16 protein-coding genes are annotated in these 22006 nt (G+C 54.1%); 8 read left to right on the top strand and 8 right to left on the bottom strand.

Features of this window, described 5'->3' with window-relative positions:
* Positions 1-2: 2 nt before the first annotated feature.
* Both JUJ53_RS09860 and JUJ53_RS09855 read right to left on the bottom strand, forming a co-directional pair.
* Complete coding sequence (locus JUJ53_RS09860) at positions 3-818, bottom strand: FAD binding domain-containing protein (RefSeq protein ID WP_204151839.1); 816 nt, start codon at positions 816-818, stop codon at positions 3-5.
* Positions 819-1178: 360 nt separating this feature from the next.
* Positions 1179-3455, bottom strand: coding sequence for a response regulator (locus JUJ53_RS09855; RefSeq protein WP_204151838.1), 2277 nt, complete (start codon positions 3453-3455; stop codon positions 1179-1181).
* A gap of 429 nt (positions 3456-3884) precedes the next feature.
* Here JUJ53_RS09855 and JUJ53_RS09850 point away from each other — a divergent pair, with 429 nt between their 5' ends.
* The 3 genes from JUJ53_RS09850 to JUJ53_RS09840 all read left to right on the top strand — a co-directional run bounded on the left by JUJ53_RS09850 (position 3885) and on the right by JUJ53_RS09840 (position 5813).
* Entirely contained in the window at positions 3885-4484 is a 600-nt protein-coding gene (locus JUJ53_RS09850; protein WP_204151837.1) for a GIY-YIG nuclease family protein, read from the top strand.
* Positions 4485-4675: 191 nt separating this feature from the next.
* Positions 4676-5263, top strand: coding sequence for a DUF3365 domain-containing protein (locus tag JUJ53_RS09845; protein WP_239124947.1), 588 nt, complete (start codon positions 4676-4678; stop codon positions 5261-5263).
* Positions 5264-5336: 73 nt separating this feature from the next.
* Positions 5337-5813, top strand: coding sequence for a DUF3122 domain-containing protein (locus tag JUJ53_RS09840; protein WP_239124946.1), 477 nt, complete (start codon positions 5337-5339; stop codon positions 5811-5813).
* A 42-nt stretch (positions 5814-5855) separates the two neighbouring features.
* Here the strand turns inward: JUJ53_RS09840 and JUJ53_RS09835 are convergent, their stop codons facing one another.
* Both JUJ53_RS09835 and JUJ53_RS09830 read right to left on the bottom strand, forming a co-directional pair.
* A complete protein-coding gene (locus tag JUJ53_RS09835) occupies positions 5856-6308 on the bottom strand; it encodes a nitrate reductase associated protein (RefSeq protein WP_204151835.1) in 453 nt (150 codons plus the stop codon).
* Positions 6309-6612: 304 nt separating this feature from the next.
* Positions 6613-7812 (bottom strand): RNA polymerase sigma factor, RpoD/SigA family, encoded by a 1200-nt coding sequence (locus JUJ53_RS09830; RefSeq protein WP_204151834.1) that lies wholly within the window; start codon positions 7810-7812, stop codon positions 6613-6615.
* 1630 nt (positions 7813-9442) lie between these two features.
* Between JUJ53_RS09830 and JUJ53_RS09825 the strand changes: the two genes are divergently transcribed.
* Both JUJ53_RS09825 and JUJ53_RS09820 read left to right on the top strand, forming a co-directional pair.
* The gene (locus tag JUJ53_RS09825; RefSeq protein WP_204151833.1) at positions 9443-10717 is read left to right on the top strand and encodes a glycosyltransferase family 1 protein; all 1275 of its coding nucleotides are present in this window, start codon (positions 9443-9445) and stop codon (positions 10715-10717) included.
* The gene (locus tag JUJ53_RS09820; RefSeq protein WP_239124945.1) at positions 10714-11295 is read left to right on the top strand and encodes a molybdenum cofactor guanylyltransferase; all 582 of its coding nucleotides are present in this window, start codon (positions 10714-10716) and stop codon (positions 11293-11295) included. Before JUJ53_RS09825 ends, JUJ53_RS09820 begins: the two co-directional genes overlap by 4 nt.
* Positions 11296-11325: 30 nt before the next feature.
* On the opposite strand, the gene JUJ53_RS09815 is transcribed toward JUJ53_RS09820, so the two are convergent.
* Positions 11326-12072 (bottom strand): gamma-glutamyl-gamma-aminobutyrate hydrolase family protein, encoded by a 747-nt coding sequence (locus JUJ53_RS09815; protein WP_204151832.1) that lies wholly within the window; start codon positions 12070-12072, stop codon positions 11326-11328.
* Between the two features lie 514 nt (positions 12073-12586).
* Between JUJ53_RS09815 and JUJ53_RS09810 the strand changes: the two genes are divergently transcribed.
* Complete coding sequence (locus JUJ53_RS09810) at positions 12587-14416, top strand: ATP-binding protein (RefSeq protein ID WP_204151831.1); 1830 nt, start codon at positions 12587-12589, stop codon at positions 14414-14416.
* 301 nt (positions 14417-14717) lie between these two features.
* Positions 14718-15668 carry a phosphoribulokinase gene (locus JUJ53_RS09805; RefSeq protein WP_204151830.1) on the top strand — a complete coding sequence of 317 codons (951 nt, stop codon included), beginning with the start codon at positions 14718-14720 and terminating at the stop codon, positions 15666-15668.
* 214 nt (positions 15669-15882) lie between these two features.
* Here JUJ53_RS09805 and JUJ53_RS09800 read toward each other — a convergent pair whose 3' ends face one another.
* A complete protein-coding gene (locus tag JUJ53_RS09800) occupies positions 15883-17988 on the bottom strand; it encodes a cation:proton antiporter (RefSeq protein WP_204151829.1) in 2106 nt (701 codons plus the stop codon).
* Between the two features lie 209 nt (positions 17989-18197).
* Here JUJ53_RS09800 and JUJ53_RS09795 point away from each other — a divergent pair, with 209 nt between their 5' ends.
* Complete coding sequence (locus tag JUJ53_RS09795; RefSeq protein WP_204151828.1) at positions 18198-19058, top strand: NAD(P)-dependent oxidoreductase; 861 nt, start codon at positions 18198-18200, stop codon at positions 19056-19058.
* Between the two features lie 67 nt (positions 19059-19125).
* Here JUJ53_RS09795 and JUJ53_RS09790 read toward each other — a convergent pair whose 3' ends face one another.
* Positions 19126-20526 (bottom strand): aldehyde dehydrogenase family protein, encoded by a 1401-nt coding sequence (locus JUJ53_RS09790; protein WP_204151827.1) that lies wholly within the window; start codon positions 20524-20526, stop codon positions 19126-19128.
* Between the two features lie 31 nt (positions 20527-20557).
* Complete coding sequence (locus JUJ53_RS09785) at positions 20558-21754, bottom strand: iron-containing alcohol dehydrogenase (protein ID WP_204151826.1); 1197 nt, start codon at positions 21752-21754, stop codon at positions 20558-20560.
* Between the last annotated feature and the right edge of the window lie 252 nt (positions 21755-22006).

Below are 22006 nucleotides of genomic sequence, written 5' to 3'. Positions count from 1 at the left end.
GATTAACAGGGCAGGTCAGAGAGCGATCGCGCCATCAGCACCTGGGTGAGATGACGACGATAGGCAGCGCTGGCCAGGGTGTCGTCGAGGTAGGCGCTGGCGGGAATCTGGGCGTCTAATAAATCGGCAAGCTGAGCGATCGTGGGGATGCCCTCGGCTTGCACCAGGTAGGGCCGGCCCACCGATGCACCGATACAAAACCTGACCCGTTGCGCCACGGGATCGTAGGCTGCTGTGACCAGAGCGATCGCCAACCCCGCTGATGCTGTACAAAATCGGTGATAGCTGGTGGCCCAGTCCATGGTCTGGGCAGGAATATGCATAAAGCGCAACACTTCCCCCGGCTGCAAGATCGTCTGCCTTGCCCCCGTTTGAAACTGCTGAGCCGGCACCCGCCGCATCGCCCCCGCTGGTGTCCACAGCTCATACTCGGCGTCCAGCAGCACCATCACCGGCGCAAAGGTACCCGCCGGTAGCGCCAAGCAAAGATTGCCCGCCACGGTCGCCAGGGTTTGCACTTTGAACGATGCCAGTTCCTGCACGCCCCGCTGCAGGGCCTGCATAGCAGTCCAGGGTTCTGGGAGGCGATCGCTGATCAGCCGCTGCATGGGGCAGGTGGCTCCAATGGTCAAACCGGCAGGGGTCACCGTGAGTTCGTCCCAGCCTAACTCCTGCATATCCACCAAGGTTTGCACTTGGGGTTGGGGTTCGGTAAACAGCCAGGTGCCTCCGGCTAGCCAAGCCCAAGTAGGTTGCCAATCCCCCAGTTCTTGGAGGTTTTTGGGGCGGCGATAGGTATCAACACTGTGTAAGTCCATGGTGGCTGAGTATCTAGCACCCTCCACCATAGCGGTCTCTAGGGAGAGGAAAGTGTATTCCCCCATACTCCCTGGTGAGCTAGTCCAGGCTCATACGTGAGAGGACAAACGATGGGCCAGTATTTCGACGTTGATCAATGCTCAAATCCGTAGAAGAAGAGGGTTGGGCGAAGTCAAAACCCGGCGAAGTCGAAACCCGGCCACTTGGCTTCATGAGTCATAGTCATCGGTCTTCGACGTTGATCAATGCTCAAGTCTTGATGAGAAGAGGGTTGAACAACGCCGAAACCCGGTCACTTGGCTTCATTGAATCAAGCTCACCTACGGATCGTCATGGGTAATAGTCATCGGTTGTAATGGTCATCGGTTGTAATGGTCATCGGTCAACATATCGGCGAGTAACCAATCCTCCTCCGGCAGGCGAGCGGGGCGGAGGGGCAGACAAATGGTGAAACAGGTTGATTGCTCTGGGGAGTAGACCTGGATGGTGCCACCGAGATATTCCACCAATTTCTTCGTGAGGGTCAGGCCTAGGCCGGTGCCGCCGTGTTTCCAGCGATCGCTATTGGTGATGCGATAGAACTTATCGAAAATATAGGGCAGTTCACTGTCAGGAATCTGCACGCCAAAGTTTTGAAACCTTAGGTGGAGCTGGTTGTCTTTGACCTGCACAGCCAGCAGGATGCGATCGCCCGGTGGTGTGTATTTACAGGCATTGTTCAGCAATTCGGTCATGATCCGCTTGAGGCTAGCCGGATCGGTGACAATGGGCGGCAAGTCTTCGGCAATCTCGGCTTCAAAGTTCTGCTGCTGGGCTTCTGCCCGAATTTGAAAGGTGTCTACGATGGAAGCTGACCATGCTTTGAGATCAATGGTGTCGAGTTCTAAAGGCTTGGTACCAGCATCCAGATGCTGCAAGTCCAGCAGATCGTTGATCAAGGAAATCTCTTGAATCGATTCCTGGTGGAGAATGCTTAGGTAGCGATTGGCCCGCTCGTCGGTGATCCCCAGTTGCTCGAAGGTAATTTGCAGCATCTGGGTGGCGACGCGAATACTGGCTAGGGGGGTGCGCAGTTCGTGGGAAATGGTGCTCAGGAAATCATCCTTGAGGAGATTAAGGCGTTCGAGATTTTGCACCTGGGCCTGGGCCGATTGATAAAGCCGAGCTTGACGGATGGCGATCGCACATTGATTGGCCACCTGTCGCACCAACCGTAGATCCTGCTCCGAGCGGGCCTGGTAGGTATGATCAATTAACCAAAGATCGCCAAGAATGCCTTGGTCATCAAAGATAGGACAAGCTAAGGAGACCACTGGGCCGCGATCGACATTGGATAAGAGGGAACAGAATTGAATCGACTCGCCCTGCATGAGAGGCTGATAGAGTTCTGGAAAGGCTGAAAGCGCCACACTCCGGTCTTTGTAATCTCCACCGGGTAATGTGGTGTATTCATAGACTACCGTGGCTAGTCCGGTTTGTAGATTGTAGCGAGAGGCGTTGCAGCCGCAGACACCCAAAGCCTGGGTAAGTTCGCGCACGGCGGTTTCGAGAATCAGATCTTCATCCAAGGTGTCGCGCACCTTGTCGGTAATCCGCTTCAGGGTGTCTTCAAACTCAAAGGCAATCTGGAGTTCGGTGGTGCGAGCTTTCACCTGACGCTCTAGATCGTTATTCAGATGCTGAAGCTGGTGGTGGAGTTCTGACTGCTGAATGGCGATCGCCAGTTGCCCCGCCAATTGCTGGAGCATCGAGGCTTCCCAAGACTGCCAAGCCCGAGGCTGTTTGCAGTGCTGCACAATTAACAAGCCCCATAGATTCTCAGCTTGCAAAATGGGCACCACCAGATTGGCCTTAACCTGTAAGCTCTCCAGCATCTCAACATGGCAGGCCTGCAGCGATGATTGTGTGACGTCATCAATGGCGCGGATATGTCCCTGTTCATAAGGACGGTGCCAATCTGAGGCAAAGCAGGGATCATGGATGGTTTCGCCAATGATGCTCAAGGCTGGATCGCTGACAGCTTCGGCGATCACCGTGCCGCTCCAGTCGGTCTGAAAACGGAAAATCAAAGCGCGATCGTTAGACAGCAGTTGCTGCACCTCCGACACCGCCACATTGAGAACGTCTTGGAGCTGGAGAGATTGGCGAATCCGCTGGGTAATCAGACGCAATAGCCGCTCTTGCCGCATGCTCTGACGCATCAAGTCTTCCTGCTGCTGCAAGCGCTTATTTTGGTCTAAAAGCTGTTGCTTTTGGCGCACAATCGTGAGCTGGCAAGAGATACGCGCTAGGATTTCCCCGGTTTGCACGGGTTTCGTGATGTAATCCACGGCACCCACCTCAAAGGCCCGAACCTTTTCCTGGCTTTGATCCTCGGCGCTCAAGAAAATCACGGGAATATCGCAGGTATCCGGTTGAGACTTGAGGGTGGCGCAGAGTTCATAGCCATCCATGTCCGGCATCCGAACATCCAGCAAGATCAAGTCTGGCCGCTCTGCCTGGATGGTACTGAGTGCCATTCTGCCCGAAAGAGCTTTGCGCACGTCGTAGCCATGCTGAACCAAGAGGGCCGACATCATCCGCACGTGATCGACTTGATCATCAATAACCAGAAGATTGGCGTTAGGGGATGTCATAGACCTTGACTGGATAACAAGGTGGCAGCATTCGTTTCTAGACTAGGGTTTGGCATACTCACAGCAAGGAAAACATGGCCGAACGGGTAGGTGGCAACAACCTAATACTCTCTGGGTAAAAAATTAAGCCCGTCTCTACTTAGTATTCCGCCAAAACTCAGAATCGAACACATACCTGGAAAATTAAGCCGCGATCGCCCCAGCATTAACCCATCGGTCACCTGTCGTCTGGGCTGGAGCGGTGGTGGATGAGACGGTGGGCGGTGAATGAGAGGGTGGACTTGGAAGTGGGATTAGAGGTGGACTTGGAGATGGGATTAGAGGTGGGATGTGGGCTATAGTGGCGGTGGATTTTTGATCGACGCCCCGATATAACGATCCCCGTCTGACTATCCCAGTTTAACCATCTCCTAGATTGCGATCGCCCCCATGATGAATGCCCCCGACTCTGAGACCCAGATATCTCTTTTTTCTGCTGACCATTTGCGGACATTTCAGCGCCCAACGCTGGTGGAGCCGAGCTTAGAAATGAGCCATGATGCCTTGGTGCATTGGATAGAAGCGATCGCCGCCTTTCAACGTACCGTCACGATTACGCCACCACTGCAGCAGACCAGCTTGTTTGATGCCGCCGCCGAACCGATCCTCGATGCGGAGGGTATCGATCCCTTTCAGTTGCCTCGCCAAAATGCCGAATTCTGGCGCTGGAAATCCGATGACGCCGGCGTTGCCGCCCTCTATTTTGTGATCGACTGCACCGTCCCCTTGTTGCTCTACGTGGGCGAAACCGTGAAGTCCAACCAACGCTGGAAAGGGCTGCATGACTGTAAGCGCTATCTGATGAACTATCGCCAGATCCATCAACGCCACCAGCGCCCCTCGTCGTTGAATATCGCTTTTTGGCGCGATGCCCCGGTAGATACTCGTCAACGGCAGCGGCTGGAGTCTGCCCTGATCCACAAATGGCGATCGCCCTTTAATAAGGAGAACTGGAGATTCTGGGGAACGCCGTTCACCACGGGTTCCTAGGGAGCCCTTACAAATTGACGACATAGCCATAACACCATATAGTTATATTTGTGCAGACGATTGATGGGCGATCGTGCTGCTGGCGCATTGTAACTGAGGGTCTTGGGATGAACTGGACAACATTCTGGAAGCGGCTAGGGTCGAGATGCTATCCATGGGGGAGCTCTATTCGGAACAAGGTAGCGACCATCTTGCTGACGGGAGTGGTGGTATGGCTGTTGGGGGCACAGGCGATCGCTCTAGCTGCGCCTACGGTTCCGCATACAGATGACCTGGCGCGGGCGGTGCAGGAAATTGAAAATTTGGATGGCCTACGTTCAGGGCTAGCCTCGTCCTTGGAGGGCAGCACCGACGAACCGACCATGCAGACGATGAAAGAGGTTTGCCGGCCGGTGGGGATGCGGGCAAAGCAACTGAGTCAAGAAAACGGATGGCAGGTCAAGCAACTGGCCAGCAAGTATCGTAACCCAGCCCATGCACCGGATAACTTACATGCAAGGATGGCGATCGCTGCCTTTGAGCAGAATCCAGATCTGGTAGGGTTTTGGGATCGAGAAACCCTTGCAGACCAAAGCGGCAGTCGCTACTATCGCCGCATTGATGTGGAGGCGAGTTGTCTGGCCTGTCACGGGTTACAGAATAACCGTCCTCAGTTTGTCAAAGATAACTATCCCCAAGATTTAGCCTTCGACTTCCAAGTGGGCGATCTACGCGGTATGTATGCAGTCTTTATTCCCGATGATCTTCAACTGGCTATTCAAGATGCAGTTAGTCCATAATATCCGAGGATCGATCTACAGACAATGGGTAAGGATGAGTTATCTAACCTCTAGGATCATCCTAGGTGGACTGATGGTGATCTTAACTCTGGGCTGGTTTGAGACTCCAGCTTATGCAGCCATCCGACAGTTGGAAGAAGCGCCCGGACAGATGGTCTATCAATCTCGTCAGACCTTGCAAGATCAGCACGGCAAGTCCTGGCAGGCGATCGCCTTCGAGCGCGTCAAGCCAGATAGTCAGGTGCCTTTGTATCTACGGTTAGTCGCTTTTCCAGGCATGGCCGACATCGATCGCAGTCGGCCGTTAACGTTGACCAACTCCCTCGGACAATCCTGGGCTGCCCTTGATGCATCCCAACCGATCTTTACCGATGCCGATCGCCCTGAACCCAATGTGGGACAGTACAATCTGCAGCCGATCATCCTAGACTTAGATCCAGCCGTGCCTCTGCGCTTGGAACTACCGGTGCTCCACCAAGATGATGTACTGATTCCGGTGCCATCCACCTTGCTAAGCGAGTGGCGATCGCTGGCCACTCAGGGGGATTGAACGCCGGTCAAGGTATCCCAACACAGGTAATGACCAAAGCTGCTAGAGAACACCAAATTCCTGCAGCGCGGGCACAAAATTACGGTTTTCATGACCAGAGCGGCTGAGTTTGATCAGGGCAAAGCGCTGGAGTGGCGTCAGATCTGCCCATTGAGGGAGAGCGATCGCCACTTGGCATTCGACAGCCTTGGTTTGGACGCTGTCGGGCATACTGTGGGCATCGAGCCACGGAGGAGCTGGATCACAGGGCAGTTCACCGGCCGGTTGACCTGTGGCTTGGGTGATCATTTGCTGAAGAGCCTGACGATAGTGATCAACCTCTGCTGGCGACTCACAGGGCAACTCTAGAAGGGTCTGGCGATCGCCCTGGCTGAGGTGATGCCAATGGGTGAGCTTGAGCTTGACGCCGCAGGTATCTAGCTTGTAGCGAATCTGCATAGGAATGCAGCGCAGGGATTCAACAAAGTCTGCTTCAAATTGAAAAAAAGTCATCATCGGTTTGGCATAACAGCCATCAGAGAGCACGAACCCAAGGTCTTGATGGGTTTAGATCTAGTGTGCCATTGAGTGTGCCATGACTTGGCTGTCATTTGCGCCAGGGTTTTGTACCCATTTCGGTGGCAGCAGACCACAGGAGGTAGAGAATGAGTAGGGTGATGCCGGCCAGGAAGGGGATCAGATCGGTGGGCATGGGGCGAAGGGGAGAGACGTTAGCAACATAGATGCGGAGCCGCCGCTACGGTTAGGACGTTTGTCCATCAACCCGCTTCTCAGATGACATCCGATGACTCCTCTCACCCTAGCGCAACCAGCCCCGCAGGCGCGCCGCTACCTGGGGACGTCGTAGCTTCCGCATCGCCTTGGTTTGAATTTGCCGTACCCGTTCCCGCGATAGATTGAATAATCCGCCTACCTCTTCTAGAGTATGGGATTCGCCTGTTTGTAGACCATAGCGCAGGGCGATGATGTCCCGCTCCCGTTCGTTCAAAACTTCCCCCAAGATGGCGTAAATATCTTGGCGCATCATCGAGTCGTTAATCTGGGATTCTGGCGATTGGGTGGTGCTATCCTCCAAGAGTTCCAACAGTTCTGTGTCTTCGCCCTTGCCCACCCGATGGTTGAGCGATAGGGCCGTGCGGCGCACCTGCTGGAGCGATCGCAACTGGTCGGGGGTGGTCTCTAAAGCCTCAACGAGTTCCCGCTCTGTGGGATTGCGATGCAGATCCCGGCGTAGATCCCGCTGGGCTTTTTTCAGCTTATTCAGCTTTTCGACAATGTGGATCGGGAGGCGCACCGTCCGCGAATCATTGGCGATCGTGCGGGTAATCCCTTGGCGGATCCACCAATAGGCATAGGTTGAAAACTTATAGCCTTTCTCGGGATCAAACTTTTCGGTGGCCCGGTTCAGCCCCAGTGCGCCTTCTTGAATCAGATCTAAGAAAGGAACGCCTCGGTTGAGGTAGCGTTTAGCGATAGAAACCACCAACCGTAGATTGGAGCGCACCATCTGCCGCTTTGCCGATCGCCCTAGGGCTAGCTGATGCACTAGCTGGGCTTCTGTGAGCTGAACGGCGGCAGCTAGCTGAGCCTGGTTGGGTGGTCTGCCTTGCTCATCGGTTAAGCGATCGCGCCACTCCTCCATGTCCACCAAAAACCGCACCCGTTGGGCCAAGGTCACTTCTTCATCAGGCTTCAGCAGGGGATAGCGCGCCATTTCTTTAAAGAAAGCTCCGACCGCATCGTCACTGGCAGTTTTACTATAGTTCAGGAGCGATCGCGTCCCTTCCGGCTTATCTAAGACAGCCTCGGTATCATCGATGGTGGGCTCTTGATCCCCACTCAAATCCTCGGATAGGTCAGACGCAATCTGACCAAGCCAGTGCGATGAGGGTACATCGTTTTGAGATGCCTGGGAAGGATGGGGTAAAGATTGTTCGGTATCTGCCTCTGCACCTTCTGTCAGCCAGATACCGTCGTGATCATTAGACGTTGCCTTCATAGGATATGAGTAAGGAATAAACGATGGAGAAGCCGAGGTAAATCGATAGGATGACGTGACTGATTGAGATGGGTGTTAAAAAAAGCTGTTGCGCCCGTGAAATGCATCGTTCCCTATGGGTATCGAAGGCTAGCCATGAAGGCAGCGGACGATACGCTTGCCCTAACGCTTAGAGCGTGGATGCAGCGGAGCAAGTTGAAGCTAATGGGTTAGGTTCCCTCCCTGACGTGATCTCATCATCTAACTGTTGAATAGAAAGCTCGAAGTCTGTCCTCAAGTCTGTCCCCAATTCTGTCCCGCGTTCTAGATAGATCTAGATCACCCTGTCCATACACTAGGGCAGTAGCGATCGCTGAGTAATCGATGAACGATGATTGAAGGTCGTGATGGAAGGTTGCGATTGCACATCAATTGATCAAACAACCGTTGACACTCGATCTTGACGCTCGGCCTAATGATGCTAGGTCTAATCATCTGAATTAGTCTAGAAACATGACTGCCTAGAAGCATGACGTTAGGTCGATCAATCTAAAGCTGATCTTAAGATTGAGATCTTAAGATTGAAATTTAGCCGCGTTACTCAGTCGAACCATAGATTAATCCTTCGCCTAGCTGGCAATAAAAGCTGTTAAACCTGATGCGAAATGGGATAGTCTACGTACAATTAAAGATTCACTTATGTTGAATCTACTATATCAATTGAAAATGTCAACGTGAGGAACGATCATCCCCATAGATTTCTAGCCATCCTAGGGCAAGATAGGGGTTGCCGTAGACGCTGATCTTGCGGAAGGTCGTAAGGATTCTCGCTGAGATGAATAGGGAAGACTACGTAGGGCAGTGATGGCTGTTTGAACTGGGTGGATGGCGGCTGAGTCTCAGCCACAGCAAGTAATTGAAGTATAATGGGTGAATAGGTAGAGGATGGCTGCTCAGCTCCATCATCCTATCCAGAAAAGCTTCGCAGGTGTGGCGATTCAAGGCGATGATGCGGCTTATGAAACGATGAGAGCTTCATGCTGCAAAGTCATGGATAGGATTAGAAATATCCATGTTTCTTGACGAATGACTGGGTATGCCCCATGTTACGCCAACGTCGTCTTGACGACTGATTTGCCTACTCCTAGGAGAGGCTCGCTCAGCCTTTTTCATAAACCTTAACCAGTAAATCCACGAAGTTTTTTAGGACTAAGATGTTAAGATTTATGCCCTGTTTCTACGGATGGCTTAACTCAAAAAACTCATGTCATAGGAACATCAATGTCAAGCTCAGTTGCGATCGCTGGACATTGTTCCCCCATTAATCTATAAATTTTTTTAGACCTTAAACTGTTACCTGTGAACATAGTTTGATTCTGAGGGATATTCTTAACTATTTGCAATAATGGCTAGCAAGATTGGTCGTTAAAATGTATGTAGCAATATTGCGAAATGTTGCGATGTTCCATGCTTTTGCCAATAGATGAGGTGTCTCGTTAGTCTAGGCAGGATCCTTGCGGATGTCCTCATCCTGTTTTTGTAGTGATAGGACGTTATGAACTCCAGTCTTTCTATAGATTGGTCGCGGTATAGGGTTTGATTTCTATTTATTTCTAGATCACTTTTTGAAGTCTTGGAAAGCGTTAAGACTATGGTTTCTTCGCTTCATCATCCATCGATTGCACTAATTTCAGTTCACGGCGATCCGTCCGTGGATATTGGTCGAGAGGAAGCAGGTGGACAAAATGTTTATGTTCGCCAAGTTGGTGAGGCCTTGGCACGTTTGGAGTGGGACGTGTCGATGTTTACGCGACAGACCCATGCCGATCAGCCTCAGGTGGTTGAGCATTTGCCCAACTGTCGCACGATCCGCTTAACGGCAGGGCCAGAAGACTTTGTCCCCCGGGATGACATCTTCGACTACCTGCCGGTGTTTGTGCAGGAATTCTTGCACTACCAGCGATCAACCGGCCATGTCTTTCCGCTGATTCACACCAATTATTGGCTTTCGTCTTGGGTGGGCATGCAGCTCAAGCAGCATCAAGCGGTGCAGCAGGTGCATACCTATCATTCTGTCGGCGCTGTGAAATATCAATCCATGGATGCGATACCAGCGATCGCCACGACCCGCCTAGAGGTAGAACGGCGCTGTCTGGAGACAGCGGAGCGGGTTGTGGCGACCAGTCCCCAAGAGCGGGATCATTTGCGATCGCTGGTATCGTCTTACGGGCGGGTGGACGTGATTCCCTGCGGCACCGACATTGAGCGCTTTGGCCATGTGAGTATGGCGGCGGCTCGACAAGCCCTAGGGCTAGCTGCCGATGCCAAGGTGGTGCTTTACGTCGGGCGTTTTGACCCACGCAAGGGTATTGAAACCGTCGTGCGGGCGGTGGGTCAGTCGCACCTGCGCCAAGATGAACGCCTGCGGTTGATTATTGGTGGCGGCAGCCGTCCAGGGCACAGCGATGGACGAGAGCGCGATCGCATCGAGGGACTGGTGGCAGACCTGGGTTTGCAAGACCAGACCTGGTTTCCTGGACGCATTTCTGATGAAGATCTGCCGCTGTACTATGCGGCGGCGGATGTTTGTGTGGTGCCGAGCCACTACGAACCCTTTGGCTTGGTGACCATTGAGGCCATGGCTAGCAGCACGCCGGTGGTGGCTAGCGACGTAGGGGGATTGCAGTATACGGTGGTGCCTGGTGAAACGGGGCTCTTGGCTCCAGTGCGAGATGCGGAGGCCTTTGCCCAAGCGATTGATCAGATTCTCAGTCAGCCAGACTGGCGAGATCAGTTGGGGCGGGCGGCCCGCGATCGCGTGGTGGATTACTTTAGCTGGGATGGAGTCGCCAGCCAGCTTGACCGCCTCTATCGCAAGCTGCTGTTGGGAGCTGATGCCCGCTACCTCAATCAGGTTGGCGCTTGACGGCGGCGGTGATCTTGGCGGGAGGACAGAGTACCCGCATGGGTCGTGACAAGGCGCTGATTCAGGTGGATGGCCAGTCGTTGCTGACGCGCACCTGTGCTGTTGCCCAGGGCTTGGGGCTGCCGATCTATGTGGTCACGCCCTGGAGCGATCGCTACCGAGATCAGGTGCCCCCGGACGGTCGGTTCATTCCCGAAGCAGGCGCTCAGGGGCCGTTGGTGGCACTCTGGCAGGCTTGGCGATCGCTCCCCGAGAAGCATGACTGGATCGTGCTGCTAGCCTGCGATCTCCCTTGTCTGACCGCAGCGGTTCTCCATCCCTCCGTTGCCCAGCTTCCTGATCGACCGCCCAGTCTGGGCGTCGCTTGGCTACCCCGGAGTGGCGATCGCTGGGAGCCGCTCTGCGGTTTCTATCATCGAGCTGGGCTGCCAGCGTTAGACGACTATATTACCCAAGGCGGCCGTTCTTTTCAGGGATGGTTGGCCACCGTGAAGGTGCAGGAGTTGCCCCTCAGCGATCGCACCGTTTTGTTTAACTGCAATAGCCCGGAAGATCTAGCGAACCGTCCCCACAACTGACCGGTGCATCCCCTATGACTGAAGCAGCATCTAGGATTGGGGCAGCACCGGATCGACAACTTGGGATGCCTGGGCCGCTCGCACAAAGGCGGTCAACAGAGCTGACTGGTGGGGATCATCGGGGTGCGACATTTCTGGATGCCACTGCACAGCGATCGCCCAGGGATGGGTATCATGTTCCATCGCTTCAAGGAGGCCATCCGCGGCCCGACCGGTGACCGTCCATCCAGGTACCGGTACATCAACGGCCTGATGATGCCACGACACAACCGAGATCGTCTCGGCCCCCATCAGCGCCGCTAGCCGACTGCCGGGATTGAGATACACCGGATGCTCAATGGGGCGAGCTTGTTCCGTACGGTGCAGCGTTTGGGTGCCAAACACATCGGGAATGTGGGGCACAAGGGTCTGCGCACCACTGACTAAACTGAGAAGCTGCAACCCCCGGCAGATGCCGAGAATGGGTTTCGGTTGCTGCAGGGCAAGCTGGGCTAGGTGCATCTCAAAGCGATCGCGCTCTGGATCCACCCGATAGATGGTGGGATGCCCGGAACCGCCATAGCGTTGGGGGTCAATATCGCCGCCGCCCGTGAGCACCAGCCCATCAATCAACGACAGGAGGCGATCGCACTGGTGTTCTCCTGGTGGGAGCAAAATGGGCACGGCCCCGGCCCGGCGAAGAGCATCCAGGTAGTTAGCAAATAGGTAGACTTGATCGTCGGTGTTGCGCCCGTAGGTGGTAATGCCAATAATAGGAGAGGAAGATCCTAGCTTCATAAACTGTGTAGCTAAACGATTAAGGGTGCTATCTAGACTATCCTGTGGCGTTCTAAGCCGCTGAGCTAAAGCAGCATGGGGCTTTGGCATTGCTGAATCGCAAGAGGCTTTGCGCCAACCGTGGGCAAAACGCTCACACTTGCCGTCCATGCACAACCAAGATCATGTGAGCCTCTTGCTCACGGTCCAATTTCATCGTTGCATTCAGCAACGCCGCTTTTTGTCTCTCAACGTTATGACGACCCCCCAAACTGGGCAACCTATGGGCAACTTAGCGTGGCTAGCTTGCTCCTGTAGATGGGTGGGGTCTAGAATGCTGCTCCATGGAACCATGGTTCCATCCGACGTGAACACCTTGATGGTCTCGTCATCATCCTAGCGATCGCCCGTTCCCCAGTAGACCTGGTGATTGCTGCCTGAGCAGATCCACAGCCGCCAAGACAGATGTCCCCAAGGGGCAGATGTGTTGGGTCATCCTGTGCCTGCTCTGTTAACCTGCGGATCCTGTCACACCATGACCAAGTCATCGTCTGTATCGCTCTTATTCTCCCAGGGCTCTACTAATTTAGAGACAGAGCTATCCTTATCATCGAGGTCTACTCAATTGCCCATCCTGAGACCTCGGCAATGGTTAGCCCGCTTAAAGGTGGGGCAGAAAATTGCTGTGGGCTATCTCATGGCCCTGGGGCTGGCGGTGGTAGGCATCACGGCCGGCATTTCCCTGAGTATGAGCTATCGCGATCAGGCGAAAACGATTCGGGAAGGAACCCTGGAAGATATCGCGTTGCTGCAGCAACTGCAAAGCAATCTGCTCCATGCCCGCATTCATCAGCAGCAGGTGGTTTCCGTCACGTTTCAGCCTGATCGCCTGCCAGAGCAACAGGCCTTGTTTAACAGCCATGCAGAACAGTTTCAGCGCACCTGGTTTGAATTTATCCATGCCTATCAGCTAGACGACCCCCAAGTTTCCAATGGGGAGCGGGAACGCTTTCAAACCACTGTAGAGCTCTACAATCGCTCCGTGGGGCAATATTTCCGGGAAACGCGACTGCTGCTCGACCAGCTTGAGGCAGAAGGCTCCTATGAATCGATGATTCAGGTGCAAGACCAACTGTTGGCCTTTGAACTCAGCGATGTCGTCACCGACCTTGAGCAGTTTTCCAAAACGCTAGATAGTTTGCTAGCAACAGCTCTGGAAAAGGGCGATGCGGCGGATGTTGCCCTAGCTCAGGCAGAGCGCACCAGCACGCTGATTATTGGTCTAGGTGTGATTCTCTCGGTGGCGATCGCCTTGGTGATGGCCATCTACACCAGCCGCGCCATCTCTCGTCCCCTGCGAGACGTGACAGCGATCGCCAAACGGGTTGCGGAAGACTCCGATTTTTCTCTCCAGGCCCCTGTCACCACCCGTGATGAAGTGGGCATTTTGGCCCTGTCGCTTAACCATCTCATTCGTCAGGTGGATCATTTGGTAGATGATCTCAAGGCCTCCACCGCTCAGCAACTGATTGCGAGCGAGAAAATGTCGAGCTTAGGGCAGATGTTGGCTGGCGTAGCCCATGAAATTAATAATCCAGTTAACTTCATCTATGGCAATGTCATTCACGCCAATGATTATATTCAAGATTTACTAGATCTAATTCATCTATATCAAACTGAAATTCCAGATACTCCTATCTCCGTTAAAGATAAGATAGAAGAAATTGACCTGCTCTTTATTGAGCATGATTTACCTAAAATCGTGCAGTCCATGAAGCTCGGAGCCGATCGCACTCGCCAAATTGTGCTCAGCCTCCGCAACTTCTCCCGCATTGATGAAAGCCGCCCCCGCCCTGTAGATCTCCATGAATGTATCGACAACACAGTCCTGATTTTGCACAATCGCCTGAAGCGCGGCATTCAACTGGTGCGATGTTATGGCTCTGTTCCCACCATCGAAGGCTACACCGGCTCCCTCTATCAGGTGTTTATGAACCTCATTAGTAATGCCATTGATGCCCTCCTAGAGCAAGCCATTGGATCCAACCCCGGATCGCCTAGCATCACCATCTCCACGCTGCAGAAGGGCGATCGCGTCCAGATCTCCATTGCTGACAACGGCCCTGGCATTCCCCCCGACCACCTCGATCGTATTTTTGACACCTTCTTTACCACCAAGCCCACCGGCAAAGGAACCGGGCTGGGGCTATCCATTTGCCGCCAAATCGTGGAAAGCAAACATGGCGGTCAATTACTGTGCGACTCAACGCTACAACAGGGCACAACCTTCACCATCCTTTTGCCCATTCACCAAGCGATCGCTCCACCAGCCCTCGATCCTGTCGATGCAGCTCGCCCCGCCTAATCCCACCGGAGAGAGCATTCTATACCCATAGGAGGATTCTCAAATTAGTTGAGGATGTGTCCCCAATACCTTCTAAAATGGGAAAAATTACAGACTGTAATTCACCAGCTTCACAGATGCGATCGCCAGGATTGAGTAGCTACCCTCTGTTTTGTATGTCAATGACCAACAGGGGACATTGCGCACCGTTATATGGCGTTTGACTCATCTACGGCGTCTAAACACCCACTCTTACTTGGATGCATCGGTCTTGCCTGATACAGTCACCCCTGGCCGCTTCGATGATCTATCAGGAGACACCATGACCCATCGCCCTATTATCCTCGGCATCGTTGGCGATAGCGCAGCCGGAAAGACCACGCTGACTCGCGGTATTGCCCAAGTGTTGGGGGAAGAAAACGTTACCGTGATCTGCACGGATGACTATCATCGATACGACCGCAAGCAACGGGCAGAGCTAGGCATTTCAGCCCTTCACCCCGACTGTAACTATCTAGATGTGATGCAGCAGCATTTGAGCCTGTTGCGCACCGGTCAGCCGATTCTCAAGCCCATTTATAACCACTCCAGTGGTGAATTTGATCCACCGGAATATATCAAGCCCGGTAAATTTGTGATTGTAGAAGGCTTGCTGGGCTATTCCACCCGAGGTATGCGGGATAGCTATGATGTGCGAGTCTATCTCGCGCCGCCTGAGTCATTGCGGGAGTCGTGGAAGGTGAATCGGGATACCCGCAAGCGAGGCTATACCGAAGAGCAAGTGCGGGAGCAACTGCGGGCCCGGGCTTCAGACTCCGCCGCCTTTATCGATCCTCAGCGCCAGTGGGCCGATGTAGTGGTGTCTTTCTACCCACCCACGGATGGTTCTTCCGGTGATGATCTGTTGCTGAATGTGCGCCTAGTCCTGCGTCCCACCATTCCCCATCCCGACCTCAGCCATATGCTCAACGCCGAGGGCAACCATCTCGGTTCGGCCATTCGCCTCGAACTCGATCGCGATATGGGTAAACCCGTAGATGTCTTAGAAATTGATGGCCATGCCACAGTGGAACAGGTGCGGGAACTAGAGCGCGTCCTTTGCCAAGAAGTGCCCTACCTCGGCCAGTTTTGCAGCCTAGAGGGTAATGAGAATATCGGCAAGTTGGTGGGCACCACAGGGGAAATTCTGCAAAGCTATCCCCTAGCGCTAACGCAATTGCTGATTACCTATCACATGCTGAAGGCGGCCAATGTCGCCTCTATGCTGGCGTAGCTAGGTCTGAGAACGTTGCTGACTGAATGCATGAAATTGGCATGGGAGCATCTTGCTCACCCTACCTTGATGGTGAATGAAGGGTGAGCGTCTCGCTCACGATTCGCTAGCACCCAGCATCTTGCGATTCAGCAACACCGATCTGAGCGTTGCTGTGGTCGGGATTAGGAGGGAAGCCCGCGCTCAGCCTTACGGGTAGAGTTGCGGGAGAAGGTCACGAATGGGGTTCGCCAAATAGGACGAGGGAGCAGGTGAGTTGATTGACCACCTCCGTCGTCACATCGCTGACGGCTAATCCTCCGGCAGTCCGACGACGGATCGATCGCAGGATCACCAAGTCATAACCCGTAGAAGCTTTGATGATCGTTCCGGCTACGTCTTCACTAATCAGGGAAGAAATGGCCGGACGAATTTTGAAACTGTTTTGGAAGCTGCCCGTGGACAGAACATTGGACAGGCTGGTTTCAAAGTCTGTCACCGATTCTGCTAACGTGCGGCGATCGCTCACGTGCAGCACGGTCACCTCGGCTTGGTTGACATCGGCAAACAGAAGAGCAAACTGGATCGTGCGAATGGTTTGGGGCGTCACGTTCTTCACCGGCACCAGAATGCGCCGCATCGTCATGGGTTCATCCAGCAAGCGCATGACCGCTACGGGACAGTGGGACGACCAAAAGACATTATCAATCACATTGCCAAACAGACGGGCACGCAGACCAACGCTCTCTCCCCAACCCATAACAATCAAGCTCGCATCTTGCTCCCGCGCCACGCGACTAATGCCATTGGCGACATCATCATCAATACGGATGGCTGGTTCCACCACTACATCAAAGGACTTGCCAATATCTACGGCTCGCGTCAAGAGGCGGCGGGCTTGGAAGATAGCATGATCAAGAGCAGGTTCATCCATGTGGACGTGGGCCTTAGACAAAACTAGGGGCACAATGCGTCCTGCTTCATGGCGGGCTAGTAGAGATGCCATCTCGATCAAATACATGGTGGTTAGAGGATTGGAGACGGGCACCACCACCGTGAACGAGCGCGGCGGTGCAATCAAGCCAGCCTCTAGGGCTTTCACACTTTCCTGGGCCTGAGTTTCCCACCAGATGCCCTGGGGTGCTTCTTCAAAAAAGTGTTTAGGCAGAGGCATCCGGGAGGCAAATCGTTCGGTGAGGAGTGGGCCAAGTAATGAGGTGATTAACATCAGCACAATCACGGCATTAAAGACTTGACTGTCGATCAGGTTAGCCTCAACCCCTGCCAAGGCCGCCGCTAGAGTTGCAGCTACCTGCGGCATCGACAACGACCACATGGTAAACGTGCCATACCATCCGTATCCGAAAACTCCCTTCATCAGCAGAGCTGCTAAAAATTTGCTAGCAAGCAAGCCGAAAACGATGGCTAGGGTGAAGGAATACTGTTGGGTCAGAGTTTCGATAAAGAGGGGAATGTCCAGCAACAGCCCCATACCAATAAAGAAAAAGGGGATAAACATCACCCCGCCTACAAATTCCACCTTTTCTTTAACGGGGCCATTACCCACCACGTCGTTGACGGCTAGCCCTGCTAGAAATGCTCCCACGATCTTATCGATATTGATAATCTGAGCACCAACAGCAGCTAAGAAAACGGCTAATAAAACAAACAAAAACTGATTGCCCTGCTCATCACCGGTGCGGCGAAAATACTCCTTCCCAGCGCGATCAAATCCAAATAACACCACAATCGCATAGAGCACGAGAGAGGTGATCTGCAAAATGAAACTGGTTGGCGAAAATTCTCCTTGATGAATAGACACGCAAATCGCTAACACCAGTAGAGCAGCAATATCGGTAAAAATAGTTGCGCCAATGGTAATCGATACAACTTCGCTGCGCACAATACCTAAGCGCTGAACGATGGGATAGCCCAAAAGCGTATGGGAGGCTAGCAGTGATCCGATCAAGATGGCAGCATTCCAACCATAGCCAAACTGGTAGCCGATAAAGGTACCCGCAATGAGGGGTACAGCAAAGGTTGCTAGCCCAAAACTGAGGGAACGATTTTTATTTTTCCGGAAGTCTCCTAGATCAATCTCTAGACCAGCTACAAACATCAGATAGATCTTACCGATGTCAGAGAGCAGCTTCATGGTTTCGGTGTCGCCATCTAGAACGCCCACGCCACTAGGGCCCAGCACAACACCCGCGACAAGTAAACCGACGAGCCCTGGCAGCCGCAGCCGCTCAAAAATAGGGGGAATAATCAGCACCACCAACAGCAAAATGGTGAAGGCGGCAAGGGGACTACTGGAGATGGCTTGAAGGATGTCCTGCATGAGCTGCCAAAGGGGTAAAGGGACAATAAGGGCGATCGCATCCTACCTTATGTCGGTAGTTGTCTAACAAGTTGTCTGACGGTTTGAGCGATGATCGATCGCGATGCAAGAAACTCAAGGTCACCAGGGCGATCGCCCGAGGGACGACGACCGGTTGCGGTCTATTGCATAATGCCTATGGTGCAATGACGAGGTTTGGAGGATTGGCGATGCAGGTTGGATTCATAGGTACAGGTTTAATGGGTGAGCCCATGGCTCATCGACTGATGGCGGCAGAGATTCCGCTCACGGTTTACAACCGAACACTTGATAAAACTCAAGCCCTACAGCAGGCAGGAGCTGCGATCGCACCGTCTCCTACCGCACTGATAGCTTCCGTTGATTGTATCGTGCTGATGCTGGCTGATGCACCAGCCATTGAGCAGGTGCTCTTGAGCGACCCATCGATCCTGTCTGGGAAAACGGTGCTGCAAATGGGCACGATCGCTCCCCAAGAGAGTCAAGCGATCGCTGAGCAGGTGCAGCAGGCAGGGGGCAGCTACCTAGAAGCGCCGGTGTTGGGCAGCATTCCCCAGGCCAAGGACGGCAGTTTGATTGTGATGGTGGGCAGTTCGCCGGAGCTGTTTCAGACCTATGCACCGCTGTTGCAGCACCTGGGCCCCGACCCGATCTATGTGGGCGAGGTGGGAATGGCGGCGGCGCTCAAGCTAGCCATGAATCAGTTGATTGGCTCCCTGACCACGGCCTTTGCCCTAAGTTTGGGGCTCGTGCAGCGCTATGGGGTGGAGGTAGATACATTTATGAACGTGGTGCGCCAGAGTGCTCTCTATGCGCCAACCTTTGATAAGAAGCTCGATCGCATGGTGGGTCGTACCTTTGAGCAACCCAATTTCCCTACCCGGCATTTGCTGAAGGATATGACCTTGGCGATCGCTGCTGCGGAGGCAGTGGGACAAGATCCGGCGGCACTACAGGGTGTGCAACAAATTCTCCATCGAGCCATGGCGCAAAATTTGGCAGATTTGGACTATTCAGCCCTGTTTCAGGTGATCAACCCACCGCAGACCTAGGACATGGTAGCGATCGCTGGTTTGACCTGATCGGTCAAAGATTGGCCGATCGGCTGAGGCCTGGGGTTTAAACCGTACGCAGGTGCCAGGCACGGGGTTGGACAAAGGAGCGAATGCCGTCGATGGATAGGGTAGACCCATAGCCGGAATGTCCACGCCCTGTCCAGGGTAAGTAAGGACTCACGCGATCGCAGCAGTTCCAGTAGGCGGTGCCGCTGCGAACCTGCTGTAGAATCCGCGTCGCTCGCTGGCGATCGCCACAGTAGACCGATGCCGTCAGCCCATAGGGCGTGTCGTTCATCAGGGCGATCGCCTCCTCGTCGCTGGAGACGCGCTGAATGCCGATGATGGGGCCAAAGCTCTCCTCCTGCATCACCGCCATGGCGTGGGTCACCTCGGTTAGCACTGTGGGAGCAAAGTACCAGCCAGGGCGATCCACCGGATGCCCACCGCAGCGCAGGGTTGCCCCCTTATCCACCGCGTCTTGAACCTGACGCTGGAGGACATCGATCTGGGGGCGACGGCTGAGGGGGCCAAGATCGGTCTTAGGATCGGTGGGATCGCCCAGCTTGAGAGCCTGCACCGTTGCCAGGAACTTATCCACCACGGCTTCATAGCAATTGCTATGCACATAGATACGCTCCACCGCGCAGCAGCTTTGCCCATTGTTGTAAAAGGCCCCATCAGCGATCGCTGGAGCGACGGTCTCCACATCCACATCCTCACAGACATAGACCGGATCCTTACCTCCTAGCTCCAACTGCACCCTCGTCAACTGTTGCGCCGCCGCCCCTGCAATTTTCATGCCCGTCGCATAGGAGCCGGTGAAGAAAACGCCATCCAAGGGCTGGTTTAACAGCGCCGCCCCCGCTACACCACCGCCAATCACCGGCGTAAATACATCCTCCGGCACCCCAGCTTCTTTCATCAGGGCAGCGATCGCCAATCCCGTCAGCGTGGCAAACTCCGAGGGTTTATACAGCACCGTATTGCCCGTCAGCAAAGCGGCGACAAAGACATTCGTACCCACAAAGTAAGGATAATTCCAGGCGGAGATATTAGCGATCGCCCCGAGGGGATCATAGCTGAGCACTTCCTCCAACGCGGCCGTTCCCGGTAGCGCATTCGCTGGATCTTGGTACATGATCCGTGGTTCCACAACCTGGGGTACGTGATCGATAAAAAAGTCGATGCGCGCTGGCGTACCTTTGAGTTCGTTGAGCGACTGACGGATCGGCTTACCCGTTTCGGCGGTTAACGTAGCCGCTAGTTCATCCTGGTGCTCCACCAACAGATCGCGAAAAGCCCGCACACAGGCTGCTCGTTCTGCAAAAGGGCGATCGCGCCAGGACGCCTGAGCCGATCGCGATCGCGACACTTTCTGAGCGATCGCCTCCCCATCATCCACCGGCACCTCTTCCAGCAGTTCCTCGGTAGCGGGGTTTATCACATGCAGCACATCGGTCATGATCATGGATCCTCCGTAACGGTGAGTATGGTCATGGAGCAGCGCCTAAGGCATCCTGGTAAATGGCGTAGAAATCATCCTTAGTCACCGGGCGTGGGTTGAGGGGATGGCAGCCATCCTGTTCTGCCACCATCACCAACTTATCTAGAACGTCAGATGAAACCTCTAGCTCCGTTAAGGTGCCGGGTATGCCGATACCCATCCGCAAGGCATCAATCCATTCCAGAAACTGATAGCCACTGGTGGCCAAGGGGTTCACCACCCGCGCCATCCGCAAAAAGCGATCGCCCTCGGTGACAATATTGAATCGCATTGCCGCCGATAGCATCACCCCATTCGCTAGCCCGTGGTGAGTATTACACACCGTAGATAAGGCATGGGCACAGGAATGAGTCACCCCCAGACCTTTTTGGAACGCGATCGCTCCCATCATAGAAGCATTGAGCATCCCGCCCCGTGCAGCTAGGTGTGCCTGATGGTCTTCCGGCGTCAGCATCTCCCCTGCCCTTTGCCGTCGGGCAAACTGTACACAGTTGGTTAGATGCTGGGCAACCAAACTTATTCCCTCTAGGGCAATGCCATCACAGATAGGATGATATCCCTTAGCTAAATAGGCTTCAATTAAATGGGTCAAGGCATCCATGCCCGTAGCGGCGGTGATCCCTGCCGGCAGCCCCAGCAGCAACTCCGGATCGGCTAGCACCACAGCGGGCAGGAGCTGAGGGTCGAACATAATTTTTTTGGCATGGGTCTGATCATCAGAGATCACGGTGCTGCGCCCCACTTCGCTGCCCGTGCCTGCGGTCGTAGGAATCGCCACAATGGGCGGCACAGGTTGATCCACCGATCGCCCGTCTGGTTTACCATCCTCGTAGTCAAACAAATGCCCCGGATGGTTAGCCATGAGGGCGATCGCCTTGGCCACATCCATCGGCGCACCGCCACCAATAGCCACAATGCCATCGGCACCATGTTCTTGCCATGTCCTAAGCCCTGCCCCAACCTGGGAGACCACCGGATTGCCCCAGACGCCGCTGAAGGTGGCGACGGGCAAGGTGAGTGCATCGGGAATCTCGGAAAACCAAGGCAGGGTGACTACATCGCGATCGGTGACAATCATCGGTCGATGGATGCCGATCTGGGCTAAGGTCTGGGAAAGCTCTGTGCGGGCACCAGCACCAAATCGAATCCGGGTTGGGAAGTTGTAGGTGTAAATCTCAGCAGTCACGGGGTTTCTCGCGGCAATGAGAGCGTTATCGTAGAAGACTACCATGTCTCTCAAGGCGCTGTATGGAAGCTTGGTGTGGCGAACGTCAGCGATTAATGACATCCTGGGGAGCGATAGCAGAACAAGATGCCCCAAGAACACTGTGATTTAAAAGACGGCGTTGCACAGTGTAAAATGACATAGAGTCAAGGGAAGCCATGATGAACTGTCCTCACTGCGCCAGCACCAACGTTGTCAAGAATGGGCATCGCA

The organism is Leptolyngbya sp. CCY15150 (assembly GCF_016888135.1).
Taxonomy (GTDB): domain Bacteria; phylum Cyanobacteriota; class Cyanobacteriia; order RECH01; family RECH01; genus RECH01.
The sequence above is the reverse complement of the archived record's forward strand: the minus strand, read 5'-3'. Positions and strand labels throughout refer to the sequence as shown.

Coding starts and splice junctions, on each gene's coding strand:
- JUJ53_RS09860 (WP_204151839.1), bottom strand. CDS start 818: ATGGACTTACACAGTGTTGATACCTATCGCCGCCCCAAAAACCTCCAA.
- JUJ53_RS09855 (WP_204151838.1), bottom strand. CDS start 3,455: ATGACATCCCCTAACGCCAATCTTCTGGTTATTGATGATCAAGTCGAT.
- JUJ53_RS09850 (WP_204151837.1), top strand. CDS start 3,885: ATGATGAATGCCCCCGACTCTGAGACCCAGATATCTCTTTTTTCTGCT.
- JUJ53_RS09840 (WP_239124946.1), top strand. CDS start 5,337: ATGGTGATCTTAACTCTGGGCTGGTTTGAGACTCCAGCTTATGCAGCC.
- JUJ53_RS09835 (WP_204151835.1), bottom strand. CDS start 6,308: ATGATGACTTTTTTTCAATTTGAAGCAGACTTTGTTGAATCCCTGCGC.
- JUJ53_RS09830 (WP_204151834.1), bottom strand. CDS start 7,812: ATGAAGGCAACGTCTAATGATCACGACGGTATCTGGCTGACAGAAGGT.
- JUJ53_RS09825 (WP_204151833.1), top strand. CDS start 9,443: ATGGTTTCTTCGCTTCATCATCCATCGATTGCACTAATTTCAGTTCAC.
- JUJ53_RS09815 (WP_204151832.1), bottom strand. CDS start 12,072: ATGAAGCTAGGATCTTCCTCTCCTATTATTGGCATTACCACCTACGGG.
- JUJ53_RS09810 (WP_204151831.1), top strand. CDS start 12,587: ATGACCAAGTCATCGTCTGTATCGCTCTTATTCTCCCAGGGCTCTACT.
- JUJ53_RS09805 (WP_204151830.1), top strand. CDS start 14,718: ATGACCCATCGCCCTATTATCCTCGGCATCGTTGGCGATAGCGCAGCC.
- JUJ53_RS09800 (WP_204151829.1), bottom strand. CDS start 17,988: ATGCAGGACATCCTTCAAGCCATCTCCAGTAGTCCCCTTGCCGCCTTC.
- JUJ53_RS09795 (WP_204151828.1), top strand. CDS start 18,198: ATGCAGGTTGGATTCATAGGTACAGGTTTAATGGGTGAGCCCATGGCT.
- JUJ53_RS09790 (WP_204151827.1), bottom strand. CDS start 20,526: ATGACCGATGTGCTGCATGTGATAAACCCCGCTACCGAGGAACTGCTG.